The following is a 24,284-nucleotide window of genomic DNA, read 5'->3' on the forward strand; positions in this document are numbered from 1 at the left end:
TAAAAAAGAGGACCGGCATGAGTGCATTCAGCGGCGTTTTTCCCTATCTGGTATCGCCGGTCAAGCCCGACGGTCAGGTTGACGGGGCGGTATTGGCCCAACTGACGGAGCATCTTATCGGCTGCGGCGTTCACGGCCTGGTGCCGCTGGGCAGCACCGGCGAGTTCGCCTATCTCTCCGCCGCGCAGCGGGAAGAGGTGGTCAGAACGGTGATCGACACCGCCCGCGGCCGCGTGCCGGTAATCGCCGGCGTGGCCTCGACCACGATTCGGGATGCGCAGGAACAGACGCAGCGCTATTGCGAGCTGGGCGCCGACGGCATTCTCGCGGTACTGGAAGCCTATTTCCCGCTCCAGGACAGCGGCGTGGAGAGCTATTTCCGCGCCATCGCCGCCGCGGCGCAGAACAAACCGGTGGTGCTCTACACCAATCCCCAGTTTCAGCGCTCCGACCTCAGCCTGCCGGTGATTGAACGGCTGAGCCATGTCGATAACATCCGCTATATCAAAGACGCCTCCACCAATACCGGGCGTTTACTGTCCATCATTGAACGCACCCGCGGCCGGATGGAGGTCTTCTCCGCGTCGGCCCATATTCCCGCCTGCGTGATGCTGATTGGCGGCGTCGGCTGGATGGCCGGCCCGGCCTGCATTGTCCCCAAACAAAGCATCGCCCTGTACGAGGCCGCCCGCGCGGGCGACTGGGAAACGGCGATGACTCTCCAGCGTCCGCTGTGGCGCATCAACGAAATCTTCGCCCGCTATTCCATTGCCGGCTGCATTAAAACGGCGCTGCAATTGCAGGGCTTCGCGGTGGGGGAACCTTTGCCTCCGCAGCAGCCGCTGGATGAGCAGGCGCGCCAAGAGATCGCCGCGGTACTGGCGTCCGTTGACGCGTTAAACGCGTAAAATAAAAAAACACCAGAAAAAGAAAGGAACCAACGCCGGATGAGCGCCGTACCGATTATTATTGATTGCGATCCGGGTATTGACGACGCCATCGCGCTGTTGAGCGCCTTTGTCGCGCCTGAGCTGGATATTCTGGGTATTTGCGCGGTGTGCGGCAATCAGCCGCTGGAGCGCACGGTGCGCAACGCCTTGCAGATTACCGAATTGGGCCGACGGACGGATATTCCGGTCTATGCGGGCTGTCATCGTCCTCTGTTCCGCCAGCCGCTGCACGGTCAGTTTCATGGCGAAAGCGGCCTGGGGAACACGGTTTTGCCCAGCCCGCAAAAGCGGGCCGAAGCGCAGCATGCGGTGAGTTTTATCATTGAGCTGTGTGAAAAAGCCGCCGCCGCCGGCAGGCCGCTCACCCTATGTACGCTGGGGCCGTTAACCAATCTGGCGACGGCGCTGCTGATGAAACCGTCGATTGCCGCCGGCATCGAGCGTATCGTGATGATGGGCGGGGCCTACCGGGAAGCGGGCAACCGCAGCCTGACGTCGGAGTTCAATATGCTGGCCGATCCGCACGCCGCCCATGTGGTGTTCTCTTCATCGATCGCCATAGTCGCCCTGCCGCTGGACGCCACGCATCAGGTGATCCTGACGCCGGATCACGTCGCGCGCTTTATCGCGCTTGCCGGGCGGATTTCAGCCCCGCTGGGGGAGTTGATGGCGTTCTGGGACCGCAACGATATTCGCCGCTACGGTTCCCGCGGCGGCCCGCTGCACGACCCGCTGGTGATTGCCTGGGTGCTGGCGCCGGACTATTTCAGCAGCGAAAAGGCGAGCGTCTATATTGAGCATGAAAGCGAGCTCTGCATGGGGCAGACCGTCGCCGACTGGTACGGCAAGACCGCCAGGACGCCCAACGTGGACGTGGTGACCGGCGTGGACGCCGCCGGCGTTTTCGGTCTGTTTTCCAACCTGCTGAGCCGCTATTAAAGAGAACGCCTGACATGGCCAGAAAGCGCATTATTATTGATACCGACCCCGGCGTGGATGATGCCATCGCCATCTGGCTGGCGCTGGCGGCGCCGGAACTGGACGTTCTGGGCATCACCGCGGTGGCCGGCAACGTGCCGCTTGCCGACACCCTGGTCAATGCCTGCAAGGTGGTGGGATTGACCGGTAGAAGCGACGTGCCGGTTTACGCCGGCGCGCCAGGGCCGCTGGTGCGCGAGCAGGTCTACGGCAAATATGCCCATATCGGCGCCTTTTCTGATGATTTGGTCCCGCAGACGACCTTGCCGCCGCAGCGGGAGCACGCCGTTGATTTTCTGGTGCGCGCGGCGCGCCAGGCCGCGGCGCAAAACAACCCCATCACCATTTGCGCGCTGGGGCCGATGACCAATCTGGCGCTGGCGTTGCGCCATCACCCGGACGTGGCGCGCGGCGTCAAACAGATTGTGAGCATGAGCGGCGCCTTTAGCGCATTGGGCAACCGCGTTCCCTGGGCGGATTTTAACGTTTATGCCGATCCCCACGCGGCGGAGATTGTTTTTTCGTCCGGCGTACCCGTGGTGATTATGCCGCTGGATATGACCTTTCAGGCGCTGATTCAGCGGCATCAGGTCGATGACCTCGCCCGCCGCGGCGGTGCGCCCGGCGTCGCGCTGGCGGCGCTGTTGGGGCGCTTCGATCGCAATGAGGTGGCGCGTTTCGGCCGGGAAGGCGGCCCTATCCACGACGCCACCGTGGTGGCGTGGCTGCTCAAGCCGCAGCTGTTCAGCGGCGTCAGCACCACCGTCGGGGTGGAAGTGTCCGGCCGTACGGCGGGTTATGTGTTCGCCGATTTTTATCATAAGCTCGGTCAGCCCGCCAACGCGCTGGTGATGCGGGATATTGACGAACAGGGTTTCCTGTCGCTGCTTGCCGACTACCTGAGCCGCTACGGTTCTGAGGACAGTTGATGATTGCCTACCTGCTAAGCCGTATCGGACAGATGCTATTGACGCTGATCGTCATGTCGGTGCTGGTGTTTGTGGGGGTTTATCTGGTGGGCAATCCGGTGGATATGCTGCTGGGCGCGACGGCGACGCCCGCCGAAAGGCTGGCGGTGATCCAGTCGTTCGGTTTGGACAAGCCGGTGTGGGAACAGTACGGACTGTTTGTCTGGAACGCGTTGCAGGGCGATATGGGGAAATCCTTTATCTTTAACCAGCCCGCCCTGACGCTGATTTTTCAGCGCATGCCCGCCACGCTGGAGCTGGCGATGACGGCGTTCGCCATCGCGCTGGCGCTGGGAATTCCGCTGGGGATCTATGCCGGATTGCGGCCGGACAGCGCGCTATCAAAATCGATTATGACCTTTTCCATCTTTGGTTTCAGTTTGCCCACCTTCTGGATCGGCCTGGTGATGATTATGCTGTTCAGCGTCAAGCTGGGCTGGCTCCCCGCCTCCGGCCGCGGCCACACCGGCGACCTGTTCGGTATCCCCTTCAGCTTCCTGACCCGCGACGGCCTTGCACACCTGATCCTGCCCGCCTTCAACCTGGCGCTGTTTAAAATCTCATTGATTATTCGCCTGATGCGCGCCGGCGTTATTGAGTGCCTGCAACAGGATTACGTGCAGTTCGCCCGCTCGAAAGGGCTGTCGGAAACCCGCATTGTGCTGGTGCACGTACTGCGCAACACCCTGATCCCGCTGATTACCGTTATCGGTCTGGAGTTGGGCTCGCTTATCGCGTTTGCCGTGGTAACGGAAACCATTTACGCCTGGCCGGGCATGGGCAAGCTGATTATCGATGCTATCGCCGTGCTGGACCGCCCGGTCATTCTGGCCTATCTGATGATTACCGTGGTGATGTTCAGCGTGATTAATCTGCTGGTCGACCTGCTGTATGTGCTGGTTGACCCGCGCGTGCGGCTGGGAGGGAATAACTGATGTCAGGCAATACCGTGCATCAACGGTCGGCCGGTCAGGAGAAAAGCCGCGCCGCCTTTACGCAGGTGATGATAGCGCTGGTCAAAGACCGGCTGGCGCTGTGCGGGCTGATTCTGCTGGCCGTCTTTATTCTGCTGGCGCTGTTTGCGCCGCTGCTCTCGCCGCAAAACCCCTACGATCTGATGCAGCTCGATATCATGGACGGGCGGCTGGCGCCGGGTTCCGCCAGCCTCGGCGGCATGCACTATTGGCTGGGAACCGACGATCAGGGGCGAGATCTGTTCAGCGCCATTCTCTACGGCACCCGCATCAGCCTGATGGTCGGTTTTTCCAGCGCGCTGTTCGCCCTGCTGATTGGCGCCTCGCTGGGGCTGATCAGCGCCTATGTCGGCGGAAAAACCGACGCGGTGATTATGCGCATCGTCGATATTCAGCTCAGCTTCCCGCCGATCCTCATCGCCCTGATCCTGCTGGCGGTGCTGGGGCAGGGCGTCGATAAAATCATTCTGGCGCTGGTGGTGACCCAGTGGGCCTACTACGCGCGCACCATCCGCGGTTCGGCGCTGGTCGAGCGGCGGCGCAGCTACGTGGACGCCGCCGCCAGCATGGCCTTATCCGGCCGGCGGATTTTATTTCGCCATATTTTACCGAATTGTCTGGCGCCCTTGATCGTGGTGGCGACGATGCGCATTGCCTACGCCATTATGCTGGAGGCGACGCTCTCGTTTCTGGGCATCGGCCTGCCGGTGACCGAACCGTCGCTGGGATTGCTGATCGCCAACGGCTTTGAATATCTGATGTCGGGCGATTACTGGATCAGTTTCTTCCCGGGGCTGACGCTGCTGCTGCTGATTGTGGCGATCAATCTGGTAGGGGATGCGCTGCGCGATATCCTCAATCCGAGGAACTAAGGGGGACAACATGACGTCGCCAATTATGTCGGTATCGCATCTGACCACCGCCTTTCAGGAGAAGGGCGAGTGGATGAACGTGGTGCGCGATCTCTCTTTCACCATCGGCGCGCGCGAGACCGTCGCCGTGGTGGGGGAGTCCGGTTCGGGGAAAAGCGTGATGGCGAAATCTATCATGCGCCTGCTGCCCGCCGGGCAAAGCCGGGTGAGCGGGGCGATCCATTTCGGCGACGCGGAGCTGCTCTCCCTTTCAGCGCGCGAGATGCAGGCGATTCGCGGAAACCGCATCGGGATGATTTTCCAGGAGCCGATGACCAGCCTTAATCCGGTGCTGCCGATTGGCTACCAGATTACCGAGGTGCTGCGTCGCCACCGGGGAATGAACAACGCGCAGGCGCGGGCCGAGGCGATTCGTCTGCTGGAAAAAGTGCGCATTCCCGGCGCCCGCTCGCGGCTGAATGAGTATCCGCAAAGTTTTTCCGGCGGCATGCGGCAGCGGGTGGTGATCGCCATCGCGCTGGCCTGTAATCCGCAACTGCTGATCGCCGATGAGCCGACCACGGCGCTGGACGTCACCATACAGGCGCAGATACTGACGCTGATTAAAACCCTTCAGGAAGAAGAGGGGATGTCGGTGCTGTTTATCACCCATGATATGGGCGTGGTGGCCGAAGTGTCCGATCGCACGCTGGTGATGTATCAGGGGGAAATGGTGGAAAACGCCGCCACCAGAGAAATTTTTCATCATCCGCAACATCCTTACACCCGCATGTTGCTGTCCGCCGTTCCCCGCCTGGGGGCCATGTCGGGCAGCGACCTGCCGCAGCGTTTCCCGCTGGTGGATCGCCAGACCGGCGAGGCGCAGCCGAACCCGCAGACGGTCGACACCGTTGGCGGCGACCAGCCGGTACTGGCGGTGAAGAACCTGGTGACCCGCTTTGATATCCGCGCCGGTTTTTTCCGCCGGCTGTCCGGGCGGGTGCACGCGGTGGAAAACGTCTCTTTCGATCTGCGCCCCGGCGAAACGCTGGCGCTGGTGGGGGAGTCGGGCTGCGGAAAATCCACCGCCGGGCGGTCGATTATCCGGCTGGCCGAGGCCAGCAGCGGGGAAATTCTGGTTGCCGGGCAGGATATCCTGCATGCGGATAAACATCACCTGTCCGACCGCCGACGGCAGATCCAGATGGTGTTTCAGGACCCTTACGAAAGCCTCAACCCGCGAATGCGCGTCGGCGACGCCATTGCCGAACCGATGCTGGTTCACGGACTGGCCGAGGCGAAAACCGTGCGCGCCCGTGTCGCGGCCCTGCTGGAACAGGTGGGGCTGCCCGGCTGGATGGCCGAGCGTTTTCCGCATCAGTTTTCCGGCGGGCAGCGGCAGCGGGTATGCATCGCCAGAGCGCTGGCGCTGGAGCCGAAGGTTATTATCGCCGACGAGTCGGTATCGGCGCTTGACGTGTCCGTCAAGGCCCAGGTGATCAATCTGATGCTGGATTTACAGCAGCAGCTGGGGCTTGCTTTCCTGTTTATTTCCCATGATATGGCGGTGGTGGAACGCATAAGCCACCGCGTGGCGGTGATGTATCTCGGGGAGATCGTCGAGATCGGCCCGCGCGCCGCCATCTTCGACAACCCGCAGCATGAGTACACCCGCCGCCTGATTGCGGCGGTGCCGATCCCCGATCCCGACACCCGACCGGTGCGCGCCGCAATGAGCGATGAACTGAAAAGCCCGGTGCGTCCCCCCGATTTCGTCCCTCCGCCGCGGCGCTACCGCGAGGTCTCCCCCGGCCATTTTGTGCAGCTGTGAATAACGGAGCGTATCTCCGCGCAGAGCATTGACAAAGTACGGTACGCTGTTATTAACGCCCCCCCAGCCTCCCCCTTGCCCTGTCTCTTATACACAAATCCAAGGAACCTCTAGAGGCCATGTGTATTCTGGTCTTGGGTTCATTCTTGGTTCTTGGTTCTTGGTTCTTGGTTCTTTGTTTTTTGCTTTTCGTCGGCGTAAGAAATCACGCTGAGGTGGACGCCCCCGCGAATGCGCCGCAGGGAAGCGGCGCAAGCCAGTGCCGCGTCGGACAAAAACGCCGGGAGCGTTTTTGAACAGCGCTTGCGCTGGCCCGGTAGGGCGAGTCTCAGGGATGAGACGAGTATTCCGTCACTGGCGGTTCGGGAAAGGGGGCGACCGCCGAAGGCATCGCGTCAGCGACGTGATTTCAGCCACAGCCCGGGTCCGGAGGGTGGTGGCGCTTGAACCACCCTGCGTCGGGCGCGTGCTGTGACATAGCATAGAAATGACGGCCTTCTAGCGCACGAAATAGCGCTGAACTCACATATACCGTTAACAGTATATGTGACTAAGAGACAGCCCTTGCCAGGGGGAGGTGCGAGCTCCCTCCCCTGCGAAGGGGAGGGTTGGGGTGGGGTTAAACCACGCAGGTTTGTTAGCAAACTGAACGGAGATTATCTCCGTTTTTCAACGTATGGCCGTGCGCCGAACGGCATAGTGCAAAGCGCTTTGCAAACAGCGGTCGTCACCCCGTTCTCTCACTATCCCCGCCTTGTAACCATCTTCCTTATAAATTTATTGCCAGTTTGTTAAATTGTCCGTTTTGTGATCCAGATTGTAGTACTAGATATATAAATGGTACTACAATTAATCTCAAGCAGAAGCAAATTTGGCGGTTATTGTGCAACACTTCGAGGACGCCCAACGGCGCGGCAGGTAAAGTAAGGGCATTACTGGCTACCTGTTTCCATTCCGTTGAGGTGACGATGAATAAGCACGAACTAAGCAAAACCGACCGCATCATTCTGGTCGTTGGTCAGCAGATTGTCGGGGGGAAATATGCGCCGGGAGCGCCGTTGCCGGCTGAAACGGAACTGTGCGAAGAGTTTCAGACGTCGCGCAATATCATTCGGGAAGTGCTCAGGGCGCTGATGGCGAAGCGGCTGGTGGACGTGAAGCGCTATCGCGGCGCGTTTGTGGCGCCGCGCAGCCAGTGGAACTATCTGGATACGGAGGTTCTGCAATGGGTGTTAGCCAGCGATTATGACCCGCGGCTGATCGGCGCCATGAGCGAGGTGCGTAATCTGGTTGAACCGACGATCGCCCGCTGGGCCGCCGAGCGGGCGACGTCGAGCGAGCTGGCGGTGATTGAGTCCGCGCTGAACGACATGATCGCCCATCACCAGGATCGCGATGCGTTTAACGAGGCGGACATCCGCTTTCATGAAGCGGTGCTGGCAGCGGTGCATAACCCGGTTTTACAGCAGCTCAGCGTGGCAATCAGTTCGCTGCAACGCGCGGTTTTTGAACGTACCTACATGCCGGACGTCGACAACATGCCGCGCACATTGCGCGAACACCAGGATCTCTACGATGCCATCCGGCATCAGGATGTTGAAGCAGCGGAGCGGGCGGCTTTGTCGATGATCGCCAGCTCGACGAAACGGTTAAAGGATATTACATGAGCGACAGCTATATCGCGATTGACTGGGGTTCCACCAATCTGCGCGCCTGGCTTTACCTGAACGGCGCCTGCGTCGACAAGACGCAGTCCGAGGCCGGCGTAACGCGTTTAAACGGTCGGACGCCGCAACAGGTTTTTCAGCAAATAGTCACTCCCTGGCGGCGGCATGACGTGCCGGTGGTGATGGCCGGGATGATTGGCAGCAACGCCGGCTGGCTGTCGGTGCCTTACCTGTCATGCCCGACCCGGCTGACGGAGGTGGCGCGCCGCTTGACGCGCGTTGACGCGGCGGAACCGCTGGCGGCGTGGATTGTTCCCGGTTTGAGCATTGAGCGGGAAGATAACTGCAACGTGATGCGCGGAGAGGAAACGCAACTTATCGGCGCCTATCGCGAATGTCCGTCGGCGCTTTATCTGATGCCGGGTACGCATTCGAAGTGGGTGCTGACCGATGGCAGCACCGTGACCGATTTTCGCACCGTCATGACCGGCGAACTTCATCACCTGCTGATAAAGCAGTCGCTGATCGGCATCGGCATCGGCGAGCAGCGGCCTTCCCCCCAGGCTTTTCAGCAGGGGCTGGAGCAGGGATTCGCCGAGGAAAATATTATTCGTTGCCTGTTTGAAACCCGAGCGGCGCACGTGCTGGGGCGGCTGGAAAAAAGCGCCGTCAGCGACTGGCTTTCCGGGGTGCTGATCGGCAATGAGGTGGCGCAGATGCAGCGTCAATATCAGGTCGTCGCGGGTACTTGCGTGACCATTATCGGTAGCCCGGCGCTCACCGAGCGTTACCAGCCGGCCTTACGCCAAGCCGGGCTGCGCTTTCAGTCGCTGGACGGCGATCGGGCTTTTCAGGCAGGTATAAGGAGTATTGTCAATGAGCTGGAATACTAGTCTTCCCTTGATTGCCATTTTGCGCGGCATTACGCCCGATGAGGTGCTGGATCACGTCGCCGCGCTGCTGGACGCCGGATTCGACACGGTGGAAATTCCGCTGAACTCGCCGCAGCCGTATCAGAGCATTCAACTGGCGGTTGAACATTTTGGCGGCCGGGCGCTGATCGGCGCGGGAACGGTGCTGCGGCCGGAACAGGTGGATGAACTGCATAAGATCGGCGCCAAACTGGTGGTGACGCCCAACATCAATCCCGCCGTGATCCGTCGTGCGGTCGACTATGGCATGACGGTTTGTCCGGGCTGCGCGACGGCGACGGAGGCGTTTAATGCGCTGGATGCCGGTGCGCAGGCGCTGAAAATATTTCCTTCCGTCGCTTTCGGGCCGGGCTACATCAAGGCGCTGAAAGCGGTGTTGCCGCCGGCGATCCCGGTGTTTGCCGTCGGGGGCGTTACGCCGGAGAATCTGGCGGATTATCTTGGCGCCGGGTGTATCGGCGCGGGACTGGGCAGCGATCTCTACCGCGCCGGCCAGTCCGTCGACGTGACTGCACGACAAGCTCACGCTTTTGTTAAAGCCTATAAGGATGCTGTTCAATGAAAATTACCAAAATCACAACCTACCGGCTGCCGCCGCGCTGGATGTTTTTGAAGATAGAAACGGATGAAGGTGTTGTCGGCTGGGGCGAACCGGTGATTGAAGGCCGGGCGCGCACGGTGGAGGCCGCCGTGCATGAGCTTTCCGATTATCTGATTGGTCAGGATCCGGCGCGCATAAACGATATCTGGCAGGTGCTTTACCGCGCCGGCTTCTACCGCGGCGGCCCGATTCTGATGAGCGCCATCGCCGGCATCGATCAGGCGTTATGGGATATCAAGGGCAAGGTGCTGGGCGTTCCGGTTTATCAACTGCTGGGCGGTCTGGTGCGCGACAAGATTAAAGCCTACAGTTGGGTCGGCGGCGATCGCCCTTCCGAAGTCATTGCCGGTATTAAAAAGCTGACTGAAATCGGTTTCGATACCTTCAAGTTAAACGGCTGTGAAGAGATGGGCATCATCGATAACTCACGTAAAGTGGACGCCGCCGTGGCGGTGGTGGCCGAGATTCGCGAAGCGTTTGGCAATAGCATTGAGTTCGGCCTCGATTTCCACGGCCGCGTCGATGCGCCGATGGCGAAAATCCTGATCAAAGAGCTGGAGCCCTATCGCCCGCTGTTTATTGAGGAACCGGTGCTGGCCGAGCAGGCGGAGTATTATCCGCGTCTGGCGGCGCAGACGCATCTGCCTATTGCCGCAGGCGAACGGATGTTCTCCCGTTTTGACTTCAAACGCGTGCTGGCGGACGGCGGGCTGGCGATTATTCAGCCTGATTTATCCCACGCCGGCGGGATTACCGAGTGCTTCAAGATTGCGGCGATGGCGGAAGCTTACGATGTCGCGCTGGCCCCGCATTGCCCGTTGGGTCCGATTGCGCTGGCGGCCTGTTTACATCTTGATTTTGTCGCCCGCAACGCCGTGTTCCAGGAACAGAGTATGGGTATTCACTATAATAAAGGCGCGGAGCTGCTGGATTATGTGATTAATAAAGATGACTTCGCCATGACGGACGGTCACTTTTATCCGTTAAATAAACCAGGGCTGGGAGTGGAAATTAATGAAGAGCTGGTGATAGAGCGCAGCAAAAACGCTCCTGACTGGCGTAACCCGGTATGGCGTTATCCTGATGGCGCGGTAGCGGAGTGGTAATTATTTAAGTCGGATCCCCCGAGGTTAGCGCCGGTTAAAATTTAAATCTTGCTCAATATATCAATATATATTGCGAGAGTTATTATATCTGAAAGATTTTAACTGGCCTGAATCAGGGGGCTTGATTTTTAAGTGTTGTTTATTAATAGACGATGCGGATGAATTCGTTTATCACGTTCTCATCTCATTGGTTTATTAAATCATAAGAAGATAAATTTTCAGGAATCACAAGGGACTGTTGTCACTGGTCGTCCATTACGCATTTCGGGGAAAACGAAGGGTAATGTAAAAAGCATAACCACCTGCTGGTGTTGTTTATATCTTTAAAATGGCTGACAGATAATCACTATCGTCAGCGTTATAAAATAAATAGCGATAACAGGAATATAAGATGGATATGACATTAACTGCCCGACCTACAAAACGGCGTTATCTCACATTGCTGATGATTTTTATTACGGTAGTGATTTGTTACGTTGACCGGGCGAACCTGGCTGTGGCTTCGGCGCATATTCAGGAAGAGTTCGGCATTAGCAAGACTCAAATGGGTTATATTTTTTCTGCGTTTGCCTGGACATATACCTTATGTCAAATACCGGGAGGCTGGTTTCTTGATCGGGTGGGCTCAAAGCTGACATATTTTATTGCCATTATGGGTTGGTCGATTGCGACTTTATTACAGGGGTTTGCCACAGGGCTGGCTTCATTAATCGGTTTACGGGCGGTCACCGGATTATTTGAAGCGCCGGCGTTTCCCACCAATAACCGTATGGTAACCAGCTGGTTTCCAGAGCAGGAGCGGGCGTCTGCCGTTGGGTTTTATACTTCCGGACAGTTTGTCGGTTTGGCATTTTTAACGCCGTTGTTAATTTGGGTTCAGGAGCTTCTGAGCTGGCATTGGGTATTTATTATCACCGGCGGGATCGGTATTGTCTGGGCGGTAATCTGGCATTTTGTTTATCAGCCCCCTAAAAAAAGCCGCGGTATCAACCGCGCGGAGTTGGACTATATTTCCGCGGGCGGCGGCATCGTCGATGGCGACGCGCCTTCCGAGAAAAAATCCCGCATGCCGTTGTCCGCGGCCGACTGGAAACTGGTATTTAACCGCAAGCTGGTTGGCGTCTATATCGGGCAGTTTGCCGTGACCTCTACGCTATGGTTCTTCCTGACCTGGTTCCCTAACTATTTGACGCAGGAAAAGCATATCAGCGCCCTGACGGCGGGTTTTATGACGGTTGTTCCCTTCCTGGCTGCGTTTGTCGGCGTTTTGCTGTCGGGATTTGTGGCTGACTGGCTGGTACGTCGCGGTAAGTCGATCGGTTTTGCCCGTAAGACGCCGATTATCTGTGGCTTATTGATTTCAACCTGCATCATGGGGGCCAACTACACCAACGATCCCATCTGGATTACGATGCTGATGGCCGTCGCCTTCTTTGGGAATGGATTTGCTTCCATCACCTGGTCGTTGGTTTCGTCACTGGCGCCGATTCGGCTGATTGGTCTGACCGGCGGCGTATTCAACTTTGTGGGCGGCCTGGGCGGAATTACCGTACCACTGATTATCGGCTATCTGGCGCAGGATTATGGTTTTGCTCCTGCATTAACCTACATTGCCGTGGTTGCCCTGATAGGGGCATTGTCTTACATCTTCCTGGTGGGCGACGTTGAGCGTGTAGGCTAACGCCCGAGCGTAAAAAAACGGACTTCCTCCGGATGGAGGAAAGTCCGTTTAATTTTTTGATTATCCGGCGAGGCCGTTAATTATAGATGACCGCGGTGCATCGCCGTTGGCGCAGGTGACGGTAAACAAACGCCCCGGCGCCCGCCTCAGCTCTGCGAAACTTTCCGCGGCGGAATATACCGATTGGCGACGGTTTCTCCGGACGCTTCCACCGAGCGCAGCGGCGTGGGATGCGCCAGATCGAGATGCGGGAACAGCAGTTCGCCGACCCGGTAGGCCTCTTCCAGATGCGGATAGCCGGAAAGGATAAAGGTATCGATGCCGAGATCGGCGTACTCCTGAATGCGCGCCGCCACCGTCGGGCCGTCGCCCACCAGCGCGGTGCCGGCGCCGCCGCGCACCAGTCCCACCCCGGCCCACAGGTTCGGGCTGATTTCCAGATTGTCCTTTTTACCGCCGTGCAGCGCCGCCATCCGCTGTTGTCCGACCGAGTCGAAGCGGGCAAAGGCGGCCTGCGCGGCGGCGATGGTCTCATCGTCCAGATGTGAAATCAGCCGATCGGCGGCCTGCCAGGCTTCCTCGGTGGTCTCCCGCACGATCACGTGCAGGCGGATGCCGAATCGCACCTGGCGCCCTTTGGCCTGCGCCTTGGCGCGCACCTCGTCCAGTTTTTCCTTCACCTGCGCGGGCGGTTCGCCCCAGGTCAGGTAGAGATCGACCTGATCGGCCGCCAGATCCTGCGCCGCCGCGGACGAACCGCCGAAATAGAGCGGCGGGCGCGGCTGCTGCACCGCGGGATAAATCAGTTTGGCGCTTTTCACCTGAAGGTGCTTGCCGTCAAAGTCGACGGTTTCCCCTTCCAGCAGCCGACGCCAGATATGGGTAAATTCGGCGGACGCCTCGTAACGCTCGTCATGATCGAGAAACACCCCTTCGGCGGCCAGCTCTTCCGGGTCGCCGCCGGTGACCAGGTTGAACAGCGCCCGGCCGTTCGACAGCCGATCCAGCGTGGCGGCCTGGCGCGCGGCAATGGTCGGCGAGATGACGCCGGGGCGCAGCGCCACCAGAAATTTCAGCCGCTGCGTCACCGGGATCAGCGAGGCGGCAACCAGCCAGGAATCTTCGCAGGAGCGGCCGGTGGGCAGCAACACGCCGCCGAATCCCTGCTGCTCGGCGGCCTGCGCCACCTGTTGCAGATAGCCGTAATCCACATGGCGGGCGCCCTCTGAACTGCCAAGGTAGCGGCCGTCGCCGTGGGTGGGTAGAAACCAGAATACGTTAAGGCTCATGGGGTTATCTCCTGAGCGGCGATCGCGTGCGAGCGCCGGAATTAGTGCGTATGGGGATGCCAGACGCGTTGCGCGACATCGACCTTCACCGGCAGCAGCCGGTTTTCGTAAAACAGGTCGGCGGTATATTGCTGGGCTTTGATCGTGGCGGCATCCAGCGGTTTGATGGTGGAGGGCGGACGGTGGCTGAGCGCGGTCTCAATCACCTTTTCCGGCAGGCCGACCGCGTTCGCCAGCAGCGTGACGCTCTGCGCGCGATCGCTCTGCGTCAGCGCATCGGCCTGGGTCAATACCTCCAGCACCTGACCGATAAAGGCGCCGTTTTGTTCGGTATAAGGGCGGGCGGCCAGGTAAAAAGATCCGGTCTTTTTCAGGCCGGTGCCGTCGGCCAGCACCCGGACGCCGCCTTCGACCAGCGCGGCGGAGTAATAGGGGTCCCAGATGGTCCAGGCGTCGACATTGCCTTGTTGAAAGGCGGCGCGGGCGTCTGCCGGGGTGAGGTAGATCGGCTTAATATCGCTGAACGCCAAACCCGACTTTTGCAACAGTTGCAGCAGCGTATTATGCGCGCTGGAACCTTTCTGGAAGGCGATTTTGCGCCCTTTCAGATCGGCGACGCTGTTGATCGGGCTATCTTCGCGCACCAGAATCACTTCGACCAGGGGTTTGGGCGGCTCGACGCCGACGTACAGCAGATCCGCCCTGGCGGCCTGGGCGAAAATAGGCGGAATATCGCCGGTGCTGCCCAGATCGATACTGCCGACGTTAAGCGCCTCCAGCATTTGCGGACCGGCCGGAAATTCAATCCAGCTGATCCTGGTCTGCGGAAAGCGTTTCTCCAGCAGCTGATGGGATTTGGCCAGCACCAGAGGGATGGACCCTTTTTGAAAGCCGATGCGCAACTGCTCCGGCGCCGTGTCCTGCGCGTGGGCGCCGCCGGTAAACAGAGCGGCGAGGGTAATGATTGCCGCGCACGCGCAGTACAGAAACGTGCTGCGTCGTCCTGGGGATCCCGAACCCGGTATAATCGTTGAGTCCTTCATCATGAACAGCGTACCCTTATAACCAAAAATTAAAATAAAGTGATAATGCGCAACATCGAATGGATAACCATAACAGGCGCGGCGAGATTTTTTTAAATCTCAATTTCTGGTTTTTATAGTTAAAAACAGAAAGTGCCACGCGCGGCAACGGTGGCAATCTCTAACGCGTTATTGCAATTTGAAACTCAGGGGAAAGCTGGCCCAGCTATCCAGCGGCGCGCCGTCGCGCTGCGCGGGAACGAACGTCCACTGGCGAACCGCGGCGATGGCCGCCCGATCGAGCATGTCGTAGCGGCTGCTGTTTACAATTTGAATCTCGCCGGGTTTACCGTTTGCCAGCACGCGTACGCGCAGCGTGACGGTTCCTTGCCACTTGCGTTTAAGCGCCAGCGCCGGATAGCGCGGCGCCGGGTTGTTCAAGTGGGCGGCGCTGGCGGAAGCGGGCGTGAGCACTCCCGTCGGCGCGGCCGCCGTCGCCGGGTTTGAGGATGTTGGGGCTGCGCTCGCGCCAGCCGAGGGGGCGTCCGCCGGGGGCGACGGCGTCCGTTGCGGCGCCGGCTTGGGGCGGGCCGTTGCAGTCCGTTTGGGTTCCGGGCGCTTTTCCAGCGGTTTCGGCGGCGCGACGGGTTCAGGCTGCGCCGTTGCCAGGCTGTCCGGCGCCGGTGGTGGTGCGTTTTGTTCCGGCGGTTCCTCGACGGCCGGCGAGGCCGCCTTCGACGCTGCGTCGGGCGTCGGCTCGGCGGCAGCGGCCAGCGCCAGTTCAAGCGTCACCGTGGGGGGGGACTGGGGAATGGTCGGCGTTGATAACGGCGAGGAAATCAGTAAATAGATCACCAGGGCATGCAGCGACGCCGCCAGCAGGACTATCAGGATCTTTTCGCCTTTGCCGCCGATTATTGACGTGGAGGAAAAATGCTTCATGGTTGCGCCCTGACGACTGAGAGGGTTTCTGATGGCGTATCGCGCTGCGGGAAGGTCTCTTCCTGTTGAAGCGGGGGCTCGCCCGCGGCATCGACGGGGTGGTCGCAGGGCGCGATCGGCAGGGTATGGCTGTGCCAGTGCGCCAGATTTTCGTGATGGGTTATGCTAATCACCGTGGTTTCGGGCAGCGTTTCGCGTAGCAACCGATACAGGTGGCTTTCGGTATCCTGATCCAACGCGGAAGTGGCTTCGTCGAGGAAAACGCAGTCAGGGCGTTGCAGCAGCACGCGGGCGAAGGCCAGGCGCTGCTGTTCGCCGGGCGAAAAGCGTTTTTCCCAGGCGTCGGTCTTATCCAACTGCGGCAGGTAGTGCGCCAGCCGCACGCGTATCATGGCGTCGCGGCAGCGCTCGCCGTCAAGAGCGGAGCCCGGATAGCTCAGAATGTCCCGCAACGTCCCGGATGGCAGATAACTCTTTTGCGGCAGGAATAGAGCATGGCCGGCGGGAAAGGAAATTTCGCCGTGTCCGTGGGGCCACAGTCCCGCCAGCGCGCGCAGCAGCGTACTCTTGCCGCTGCCGGAATGGCCGCGGATCACCCAGCTTTCGCCGGGGAAGATAGCGATATCGGGTATGGCGCACAGCGGTGCGCCGTTGGGCAGATGCAGGCACAGGCCGCGAGTGCGCAAGGTGCGTTCCGCCGCCGGCGTCACCCTGATGTTGCTGGACTCCTGCTGAGACAATAGCTGGTCAAACTCGCGCAGCCGTCGCAGCACGGCGCGCAGTAGCGCCAGATCCTGGTAGTTGAACAGAAACCAGGAAAGCGCGGTGCGCAGCCGGGCGAAAGCGGTGTTCATCTGCATCACGCCGCCGATGGTTAGCTGACCGGCGAAGTAGCGCGGCACGGTGAACAGGTAAGAGACGAAACTGCCCGCCTCGATGTAGAACGTCTCGGTAAACGCTACCCGCTTTGAGTACAGCATCAGTCCGCGCCAGTTGTGGGCAATGGCGCCAAAGGCGGCGCGAAAGCGCCGGTTCTCCTCCTCTTCCCCGCGGTAGAAAGCGATTTGCTCCGCATTTTCCCGCATGCGCATCAGCTGATAGCGGAAATCCGCTTCATAGCGCTGCTGCTGATAACCCAGCCCGACCAGCGGGCGGCCGATTTTTTCCATCACCCACGAGCCGAACAGCGCATAGGCGATGCCCACCCACAGCATGTAGCCGGGGATCTCGACGTCAAAACCCAGCAGCGACAGCGGCAAGGTGCCCGACAGCCCCCACAGGATCACCGAGAATGAGATGGCGTTGGCGACGTTGGTGATCAGTTCCAGCAGCAGCTCCAGGCTTTTTTCCGCCAGCAGGCGCAGGTCTTCCGCGATGCGCTGATCCGGGTTATCGGCCTGCGCGCTTTTTTCCAGCCGGTAGTAGGCGCGCTGGCGCAGCCAGCGTCGTAAAAACACATCGACCAGCCAGCTGCGCCAGCGCAGCATAAGCAGTTGGCTGAACCAGACGCTGAACGCCTTGGCCAGCACCGCGATACTGACCAGCAACAGCAGCGTTAGCATCAGCGTTCCGATCGCCTCGCGGCGCTGGTCGACCAGCGCATCGAAAAAATTTCGCTGCCAGTTGCTGATCCCCACCGCCGCATAGACGGTACCCATCTTCAACAGGATAACCAGCGCCAGCAGGCCGATGGCCGACCATTTCTCTTCCGAGCGCCAGTAAGCGCCCAGCAGCATGGATGTCGATATGGGTTTGTTCATTATTTCCTCATATCAACGGGGTCAGAATTTCGCACGCAATGAGAGTGTGAAATTACGCGGAGCGCCGTATATGTTGTAGGTGCCCCGGGTGCCGATGCTCTCATAGTATTTGCGGTCGGTCAGGTTCTCCGCGTTGAGCGACACGGTGAAATTTTTGTTGATAGGGTAGCTGACGGTCGCATTTACCAGCGCGTAGCCTCCCTGTACGCGATCGTCGCCATTTGTTCTGTCCCCGCTGTAGTGGCTGACGGCATAGAGTCCGGCACCGAGGCCAAGGCCGTCCAGCGCACCGCTCTGCACGCGGTAATGGCTCCACAGCTTGAAGCTGTGCTTGGGTTCGTCCAGACTGTAGGCTTCGGTCTCGGTGCCGTCCAGATAGCGTGAGGTCAGGAAAGCATAGCCTGCGGTGATGTCCCAGCCCGGCAGCGGACTGCCGCTGATTTCGGCCTCTACCCCTTCGCTTCTGGCCTTGCCGCCGGCGATGTAGACGCTCTCGCCGTTGTCGTTGCCGTCGGGGTAGTTCGGATCTGATAGCGCCCGGTTGACTTCCTCAACACGGAACAGCGCCAGCGAGGCGTTTAGCGCGCCGTCGTAGAAGCTACCCTTGACCCCGACTTCATACTGTTCTCCCTTGCGCGGATCCAGCGTCGTACCCTGCGCATTCTTTTCGTCGTTGGGAGCAAAGATTTCGGAATAGCTGCCGTAGACGGAGATCTGCGGCGTTAGCTCGTAGATCAAGCCGGTGTAAGGCGTAAACTCGCCGCTTTCCGACAGTGTCTTTTTCCACGTTGTGGGTTCGGCGGGATAAATGTCGCGCTCTTTGACGCTGAAATTGCTGACGCGCCCGCCGACCACCCAGGTGAACGAGTCGAGCACTTTCAGCCGAGTCTGGCCGTAGAAACCGTTCTGTATGGTGCGGGTGCGTTTCCCCTGTGTCGCCACCACATCGTATTGCTGTACCGCGGATGAATCGAACAGACTGATGCCGGGTTGCGATGCCAATGCGCCCCAGGTTCTGCCACCCGTGTACTGTTCCTGATAATCGTCATAGTTGTAGCCGATCAGCGCCTGATGTTCGCGCCCGAACAGTGAGAAGGGGCCGCCGGCGTACAGATCCAGCGCATGGCGGTGATACTCGTAATCGTATTTCCGCACCCATGAATAAGACAGCGTATTGGTATCCGGATCGACGCCTACGCCGCGGGGAGAAATGTCGCTATATGGGGTATCCTTGTTCAGATAGCGGAATTTGCCGGTCAGCGTCCAACCGTTGTTGAAGCGCTGCTCCAACCCCGCGACGTACTCCTGAGTGTGGGTATTGAAGTAGGCCCACTCAGGGGCGGTGTTGAGCGAGCGCGATACGTCCAGCAGCGCGTAGTTCTTTTTACCGTCATAGGATGGCAGGCCGTAAGAGAGTGCATCAATGTTGTCGATCTGATCGGTGAAGGTCAGCGACAGGGTGGTGTCCGGCGTCAGATCGTACTCCACCACGCCGTAGAATACCTTTTTCTCCTGGTGGGTCTTGTCGTAGAAGAAGTCGCGATCCTGCCAGATACCCACCGCGCGGGCGCGCAGGGTACCGCTGTCGTTCAGCGGTCCGGTGACGTCGAGCTCGCTGCGGTAGTTGTCCCAACTGCCCGCGCTCAGGGCGCCGCTGAGGGCGAAATGGTCGCGCGGTTTCTTGGTGACGACGTTCACGCTGCCGCCGGGTTCGCCGCTGCCGCTCAGCAGCGCCGCCGGACCGCGCAGCACCTCCACCCGGTCGTAGATGCCCAGGTCGAACTGTTCCGAGCCGCCCAGGGCGCTGTAGACGGGAACGCCGTCGATGGAAGCATTCAAATGAAATCCGCGGGAACGGAATTGGCTGGTGCTGGTATTGTTCCGCGTGACGGTAACGCCGGTGACCTGCTGCAGCGCATCGTCCAGCGTGGTGAGGTTCTGATCTTCGATGCGCTGGCGGGTGACGACGGAGACCGACTGCGGGATGTCTTTCAGCGCCGTCGGCAGCTTGCTGGCCACGGTGACGTCCTGCGCGGTATAGGAGGCGGTGTCTTCGGTCGGCGCCTGTCCCCAGACCGTGATGCCTTTAAGCGCAACGGCGTTATTGCCTTCCTCGGAGGGGGTATCAGTTGAGGAGACGGTGGCGGAAAAGGCGGTTTCGGCGCCGAACAGCAGGCCGGATACCAGCATCGCCGTCGTGCTCAGCCGGAACGTTTTCGATCGCCTGTTATGGCGTATGGCGGAGAATGTCATTATTTTCATCCCTTGTCTGCGTGAGTAATATTTTATAATCAATTGGTTGTATTGATTTTTGTTCATATCGCATGAACATATTTGCCATTTTTGTTATCTTATAAACCCCATGGGGGTATATGAAAATCGATCTGATGCTAGAAAGGATGGCGCAGTATTAAAAATGATTTTTTTGGATATATTTTTATCAATTTTGTAATGAGAGTATTTATCTTATTGAAAATAAAACATATCTAAATTTGTTATATCGAATTCTGATAATAATACCCATGTGGGGTATAAAATTTTTAGCAGCAGGGGTATTTTATCGGCAGCCGACAAGACCGATAAAGGACGGTCTTTTTACCGGGAGCCGAAGGATAACAACACCATGACCAACAAGAGCGAGACCCTCTCTTTTCATCTGCCGATAGGCGGTATGTCTTGCGCGGCCTGCGCCGCACGCATCGAACGCGTCCTCAACCGCCTGCAGGGCGTGGAAGCCAACGTTAATTTCGCCAGCGAGCGCGCCAGAGTCCGTTTGCAACCGCAAACCAGCACCTCGCATGAGGTGGTGGCGGCGATACAGAAGCTGGGATTCGAGGTGGTGGAGCAAAACCTGACGCTGGAGTTAACCGGCCTGAGCGGCGAAAGTTGCGCGCAGCGTATCGAGGCAGAACTTAATGCGTTGGAGGGCGTGCACGCCACGGTGCGGTTTGCCAGCGGACGCGCCGTGGTGCGCTACGTTCCGGGCCTGATCAATCCGGAGCGGATAGTGCGTCTGATTGAACGCGGCGGTTATCTGGCGCAGGTAATTGATGAAGGGCGACGCGGCGCCGAGCGCGAACGGCGTGAAAAGACGTGGCGCCGCGAACGGCGAGAATTCCTGATCGCCGCCGTATTGACGCTGCCTTTGATGATTGAAATGGCGGCCATGTTCTGGGGGCAGGGGCATATGCTGCCCGGCGGGCTGCAATGGCTGCTGGCCACGCCGGTCCAGTTCTGGAGCGGCCGTCATTTCTATCGCCGCGCCTGGAGCGCATTGCGCAACGGCTCGTCGAACATGGATGTGCTGGTCACCCTGGGAACCAGCGTCGCCTACCTTTTCAGCGTCTTTACGCTGCTGACCGACGCGCACGGCCACCTCTATTTTGAGGCCAGCGCGGCGATTATCACCCTGGTTTTACTGGGCAAGCTGCTGGAGGGGCGGGCGAAAGCGAAAACCGGCGCGGCGATAGAAGGGCTATTGAATCTGCAGCCGCCCATCGCCCATGTGGAGAGCAACGGCGTGCTGGAGGATCGCGATGTGGCTGCTCTGCGCACCGATGACGTTTTTGTGGTGCGGCCGGGGGAGAGCATCCCGGTGGACGGGGTGATCCTTGACGGACTGTCCGAGGTGAACGAATCCATGCTGACCGGAGAGAGCGTCCCGGTGGTTAAAGGCGTGGGCGCCGATGTGTATGCGGCGACCCTGAATCAAAACGGCGTACTGCGCGTCAGGGCGACCGGCGTGGGAAGCAATACGGCGCTTGCCCGCATTATTCGCATGGTGGAGGACGCGCAGGGTTCAAAAGCGGCGGTACAACGCCTGGCGGATAAGATTTCCGCGGTGTTTGTACCGACGGTGGTCGGCATTGCGCTGCTGACGTGGCTGGCGCACTGGCTTATCAGCGGCGAGTTCGCCGCCAGCCTGGTGAGCGCCGTCGCCGTACTGGTCATCGCCTGCCCTTGCGCCTTGGGGCTGGCGACGCCTACGGCGATTATGGTGGGGACCGGGCAGGGCGCGCGTTCGGGGATTCTTTTCCGCAACGCCAATGCGCTGGAACAGGTCCAGCGCCTGCAGGTTCTGGTTGTTGATAAAACCGGGACGGTAACCGAAGGAAAACCGGCGGTGAGCGATGTACTGCCGCAAGAAGGGGTAACCGAGTCGGCGCTGCTCCAGGTGGCGCTTTCTCTGGAGCAGCATTCGGAACATCCGTTAGGACGGGCGCTGGCGCATTATGCCCGCGCGGCGGGCGTGGAGGCGGCGGCGGTAAGCGCCTTTCAAGCCGTTATCGGCCGGGGTGTCAGAGCCGAAGTGGGAGAGGATGAGTGGCTGCTGGGCTCGCCGGCATTTCTGGCCGAACGGGGCGTCGCCGTCGATAATCAGCGCATCGCCGCGCTGGAAGCGCAGGGCAAAACGGTGATTGCCGTGGCGACCGGCCTGCGGCTGCTGGGGTATATCGGCCTGGAGGATCGCCTGCGGGAAGACTCGCGCGACGCGGTGCGCGCTTTGCAGGCGCAAGGGATCGAGGTGGTGATGCTGACGGGGGACAACCCGCGCGTCGCCGCGGCTATTGCCGCGCAGCTGGGAATCCGGCGGTTTATCGCCCAGGTATTGCCGGAACATAAGGCGGCGGAAATCGAGCGCATACGGGCCACCGGGCGTTGCGTCGGCATGGTCGGGGACGGCATCAACGATTCGCCCGCGCTGGCGGCGGCGGACATTGGCTTCGCCATCGGCGCCGGTTCGGACATCGCCCTGGATACGGCGGACGTGGTGTTGATGAGCAACCGGCTAAGCAGCCTGATTGACGCCGTCAGCCTGTCGCGCGCCACGCTGCGCAAGGTCAAACAGAACCTGTTTTTTGCTTTTTTCTACAATGTGCTGGGTATTCCTCTGGCGGCGTTGTCGTTACTCAATCCGGTTATTGCCGGTACTGCTATGGCGCTCAGCTCGATTTCCGTGTTGAGCAATTCACTGTTGCTACGTTACTGGAAGCCGACGCGGCGTGACTGAGCCCGGCCCGTACAATGCGAAATGGAGAGTACTTTATGTCCTATGCTACAATCAACGTCCAAGGGATGGCCTGCGGCGGTTGCGCCAGTAAGGTCAAGAATGCGTTAGGCGCGCTTAATGGTGTTCAGGGTGTGGAAGTCACGCTGGAAACCGGTCTGGTCAACGTGGAGTACGATGAGACAGAAAAAGCCAATCCGGACGTCTTCCGCGACACCGTCGAAGGTCTCGGCTTTGACGTCGTCGCGTAAGTGCGAGTTTTGCGCCGCCTCCGACGAGGCGGCGAATAATGTCGACGCGCGTGATGAGCGCCGGGTGGTTCAGCCGCGTAAAAAGGCGCTGCTGAACCGGCTGAGCCGCATTAACGGCCAGGTTAACGGCATTGCGCAGATGATTGAGCAGGATCGTTATTGCGTCGACATCCTCAACCAGATTTCCGCTGCGCGTTCCGCGCTGAACGCGGTGGCGAACCAATTGCTTGCCGACCATACCAACGGCTGCGTGCGCAAGGCCGTGCTGGAAGATGGCGGCGAGGAAGCGATTGCCGAATTATTGCAGGTGATCCAGCGTATGCGCTGAGGGCGTGAAGCCCCGGCATGCTATCCCTGCTAATATCCTCCCTCGGATTTATGCGCTGCCTTGATATTTAGCCTGCTGATATTAAATACAAATTCACTGTTTAAGCCGTTCACCCCATAGCGTAAGAAATTACGCTGAGGTGGGCGACCCCGCATGCCAGTGCCGGGCAGGACGCCCGCCATAAAAAATCGTCGGGAGCGATTTTCAACGCCGCTAGCGGCGGCCCGAAGGGCTGAGGGATCCCCAGAAAATAATTAAGTATTGTTTGATAAATCATCTTAGATAACAGGATGCTGTTTTTTAAAGGTTTTCCTTCGCGTAAAAAATCGCGCTGAGGTGGGCGTGACCGCCGGGTGAGCGGCTGGGACGCCGCGAAAGCCAGTGCCGCGCCGGGAGCGCGTCAATGGCGGCCCGACCAGCGGTCACGAACGCCGAAGGCATCGCGTAGCGACGCGATTTCGCGAAAAGCCTGGGGCCACGGGGCGGCGGCGATTGAGCCGCCCCGTGTCGGGCGCGTGCTGCAACGGTGGCAGAAATCGACTGAGGTTAGTGCGCACGAAACCCTCACTGCGCTTACAGACATTCCTTACCCTGATTTCTGGGGATTCCTCAGCCCGAAGGGGGGCGGGCAGGACGCCCGCCATAAAAAAACCGGCTTGTCCTGATGAGGAGACAAGCCGGAAGAGGGTAATAATGATGCAGGTCATTATTATTAGTTGTAGATTACCGCCGTACCGCGCAGCAGGTCATTACCGGTTGCGGAGGTGATGGTATAAGCTTGCGCTCCGGCTTTTTCCGCCTTTTCCGCCAGTTGCGATTGCAGAGAGCTAAGGTCTCTGGCGCCCGTTACCGAGATAACGCCCAGTTTCTGATGCTGTTGGGCCTGCTGGGCGGAGATCTGTTCAGCAGCGGAAGCGCCAAAAGAAACGGTAGCCAGTACGATGGCGGCGGCGATGGTTTTTACGTTTTTCATAATGTCTTATCCTGTTATGAGTGATAAAGAGAAAGGTTGTCGCCTTTCGGTAGAGAAGATGTTACGCCAATGATAATGAGTTGGAAAACGGATGTTATTGATGTACTTGTTCTGTTTTTTTGAATGAGATTTTATGGGGTATATTTATTTTTTATGTTATTAAAACAATGAG

At 59.2% G+C, this 24,284-nt stretch carries 20 protein-coding genes; 14 read left to right on the forward strand and 6 right to left on the reverse strand.

All coding sequences use genetic code 11. The annotated features are described in order from the left end of the window. Nucleotides 1–17: 17 nt before the first annotated feature. The 11 genes from EH206_RS00070 (at nucleotide 18) to EH206_RS00125 (ending at nucleotide 12,539) form a co-directional block, all read left to right on the forward strand. Nucleotides 18–908, forward strand: a complete 891-nt coding sequence (locus tag EH206_RS00070) for a dihydrodipicolinate synthase family protein (RefSeq protein ID WP_009110800.1) — start codon at nucleotides 18–20, stop codon at nucleotides 906–908. A 39-nt stretch (nucleotides 909–947) separates the two neighbouring features. Continuing rightward, a complete protein-coding gene (locus EH206_RS00075) occupies nucleotides 948–1,889 on the forward strand; it encodes a nucleoside hydrolase (RefSeq protein ID WP_009110801.1) in 942 nt (313 codons plus the stop codon). A 14-nt stretch (nucleotides 1,890–1,903) separates the two neighbouring features. Continuing rightward, nucleotides 1,904–2,857, forward strand: a complete 954-nt coding sequence (locus EH206_RS00080) for a nucleoside hydrolase (protein ID WP_009110802.1) — start codon at nucleotides 1,904–1,906, stop codon at nucleotides 2,855–2,857. Then, nucleotides 2,857–3,831, forward strand: coding sequence for an ABC transporter permease (locus tag EH206_RS00085; RefSeq protein ID WP_009110803.1), 975 nt, complete (start codon nucleotides 2,857–2,859; stop codon nucleotides 3,829–3,831). Before EH206_RS00080 ends, EH206_RS00085 begins: the two co-directional genes overlap by 1 nt. Beyond that, nucleotides 3,831–4,742 carry an ABC transporter permease gene (locus tag EH206_RS00090; RefSeq protein ID WP_009110804.1) on the forward strand — a complete coding sequence of 304 codons (912 nt, stop codon included), beginning with the start codon at nucleotides 3,831–3,833 and terminating at the stop codon, nucleotides 4,740–4,742. The genes EH206_RS00085 and EH206_RS00090 overlap by 1 nt, the downstream gene beginning before the upstream one ends. Nucleotides 4,743–4,752: 10 nt before the next feature. Then, a complete protein-coding gene (locus tag EH206_RS00095; protein WP_009110805.1) occupies nucleotides 4,753–6,552 on the forward strand; it encodes an ABC transporter ATP-binding protein in 1,800 nt (599 codons plus the stop codon). Between the two features lie 968 nt (nucleotides 6,553–7,520). After that, nucleotides 7,521–8,219, forward strand: a complete 699-nt coding sequence (locus EH206_RS00105; protein WP_009110806.1) for a FadR/GntR family transcriptional regulator — start codon at nucleotides 7,521–7,523, stop codon at nucleotides 8,217–8,219. Next, on the forward strand, nucleotides 8,216–9,112 hold the full coding sequence (locus EH206_RS00110) for a 2-dehydro-3-deoxygalactonokinase (protein ID WP_009110807.1): 897 nt from the start codon (nucleotides 8,216–8,218) through the stop codon (nucleotides 9,110–9,112). The genes EH206_RS00105 and EH206_RS00110 overlap by 4 nt, the downstream gene beginning before the upstream one ends. Then, a complete protein-coding gene (locus EH206_RS00115) occupies nucleotides 9,096–9,713 on the forward strand; it encodes a 2-dehydro-3-deoxy-6-phosphogalactonate aldolase (RefSeq protein WP_009110808.1) in 618 nt (205 codons plus the stop codon). Before EH206_RS00110 ends, EH206_RS00115 begins: the two co-directional genes overlap by 17 nt. Then, entirely contained in the window at nucleotides 9,710–10,858 is a 1,149-nt protein-coding gene (dgoD, locus tag EH206_RS00120) for a galactonate dehydratase (protein ID WP_009110809.1), read from the forward strand. Before EH206_RS00115 ends, dgoD begins: the two co-directional genes overlap by 4 nt. A gap of 391 nt (nucleotides 10,859–11,249) precedes the next feature. Then, entirely contained in the window at nucleotides 11,250–12,539 is a 1,290-nt protein-coding gene (locus EH206_RS00125; RefSeq protein ID WP_009110810.1) for an MFS transporter, read from the forward strand. A gap of 146 nt (nucleotides 12,540–12,685) precedes the next feature. On the opposite strand, the gene ssuD is transcribed toward EH206_RS00125, so the two are convergent. The 5 genes from ssuD to EH206_RS00150 all read right to left on the reverse strand — a co-directional run bounded on the left by ssuD (nucleotide 12,686) and on the right by EH206_RS00150 (nucleotide 19,805). Beyond that, a complete protein-coding gene (gene ssuD / locus EH206_RS00130) occupies nucleotides 12,686–13,828 on the reverse strand; it encodes an FMNH2-dependent alkanesulfonate monooxygenase (protein WP_009110811.1) in 1,143 nt (380 codons plus the stop codon). A 41-nt stretch (nucleotides 13,829–13,869) separates the two neighbouring features. Beyond that, nucleotides 13,870–14,874 (reverse strand): sulfonate ABC transporter substrate-binding protein, encoded by a 1,005-nt coding sequence (locus EH206_RS00135; RefSeq protein WP_009110812.1) that lies wholly within the window; start codon nucleotides 14,872–14,874, stop codon nucleotides 13,870–13,872. 165 nt (nucleotides 14,875–15,039) lie between these two features. Then, nucleotides 15,040–15,792: an energy transducer TonB gene (locus EH206_RS00140; RefSeq protein WP_009110813.1), complete on the reverse strand. Its 753-nt coding sequence runs from the start codon at nucleotides 15,790–15,792 to the stop codon at nucleotides 15,040–15,042. Further along, nucleotides 15,789–17,552, reverse strand: coding sequence for an ABC transporter ATP-binding protein/permease (locus tag EH206_RS00145; protein ID WP_009110814.1), 1,764 nt, complete (start codon nucleotides 17,550–17,552; stop codon nucleotides 15,789–15,791). Before EH206_RS00145 ends, EH206_RS00140 begins: the two co-directional genes overlap by 4 nt. A gap of 21 nt (nucleotides 17,553–17,573) precedes the next feature. After that, on the reverse strand, nucleotides 17,574–19,805 hold the full coding sequence (locus tag EH206_RS00150) for a TonB-dependent siderophore receptor (RefSeq protein WP_009110815.1): 2,232 nt from the start codon (nucleotides 19,803–19,805) through the stop codon (nucleotides 17,574–17,576). A 370-nt stretch (nucleotides 19,806–20,175) separates the two neighbouring features. Between EH206_RS00150 and EH206_RS00155 the strand changes: the two genes are divergently transcribed. From EH206_RS00155 to EH206_RS00165, 3 genes are read left to right on the forward strand one after another with little or no spacing between them, the layout of a single operon-like run. Next, the gene (locus tag EH206_RS00155) at nucleotides 20,176–22,563 is read left to right on the forward strand and encodes a heavy metal translocating P-type ATPase (RefSeq protein WP_009110816.1); all 2,388 of its coding nucleotides are present in this window, start codon (nucleotides 20,176–20,178) and stop codon (nucleotides 22,561–22,563) included. A gap of 35 nt (nucleotides 22,564–22,598) precedes the next feature. After that, the gene (locus EH206_RS00160; protein ID WP_009110817.1) at nucleotides 22,599–22,811 is read left to right on the forward strand and encodes a cation transporter; all 213 of its coding nucleotides are present in this window, start codon (nucleotides 22,599–22,601) and stop codon (nucleotides 22,809–22,811) included. Then, nucleotides 22,795–23,139, forward strand: a complete 345-nt coding sequence (locus EH206_RS00165) for a metal-sensitive transcriptional regulator (RefSeq protein WP_009110818.1) — start codon at nucleotides 22,795–22,797, stop codon at nucleotides 23,137–23,139. The genes EH206_RS00160 and EH206_RS00165 overlap by 17 nt, the downstream gene beginning before the upstream one ends. Before the next feature lie 712 nt (nucleotides 23,140–23,851). On the opposite strand, the gene bhsA is transcribed toward EH206_RS00165, so the two are convergent. Then, nucleotides 23,852–24,112: a multiple stress resistance protein BhsA gene (gene bhsA / locus EH206_RS00170; RefSeq protein WP_009110819.1), complete on the reverse strand. Its 261-nt coding sequence runs from the start codon at nucleotides 24,110–24,112 to the stop codon at nucleotides 23,852–23,854. Nucleotides 24,113–24,284: the final 172 nt, after the last annotated feature.

The sequence above is a fragment of the Brenneria nigrifluens DSM 30175 = ATCC 13028 genome, assembly GCF_005484965.1.
In the GTDB taxonomy this organism is placed as follows: domain Bacteria; phylum Pseudomonadota; class Gammaproteobacteria; order Enterobacterales; family Enterobacteriaceae; genus Brenneria; species Brenneria nigrifluens.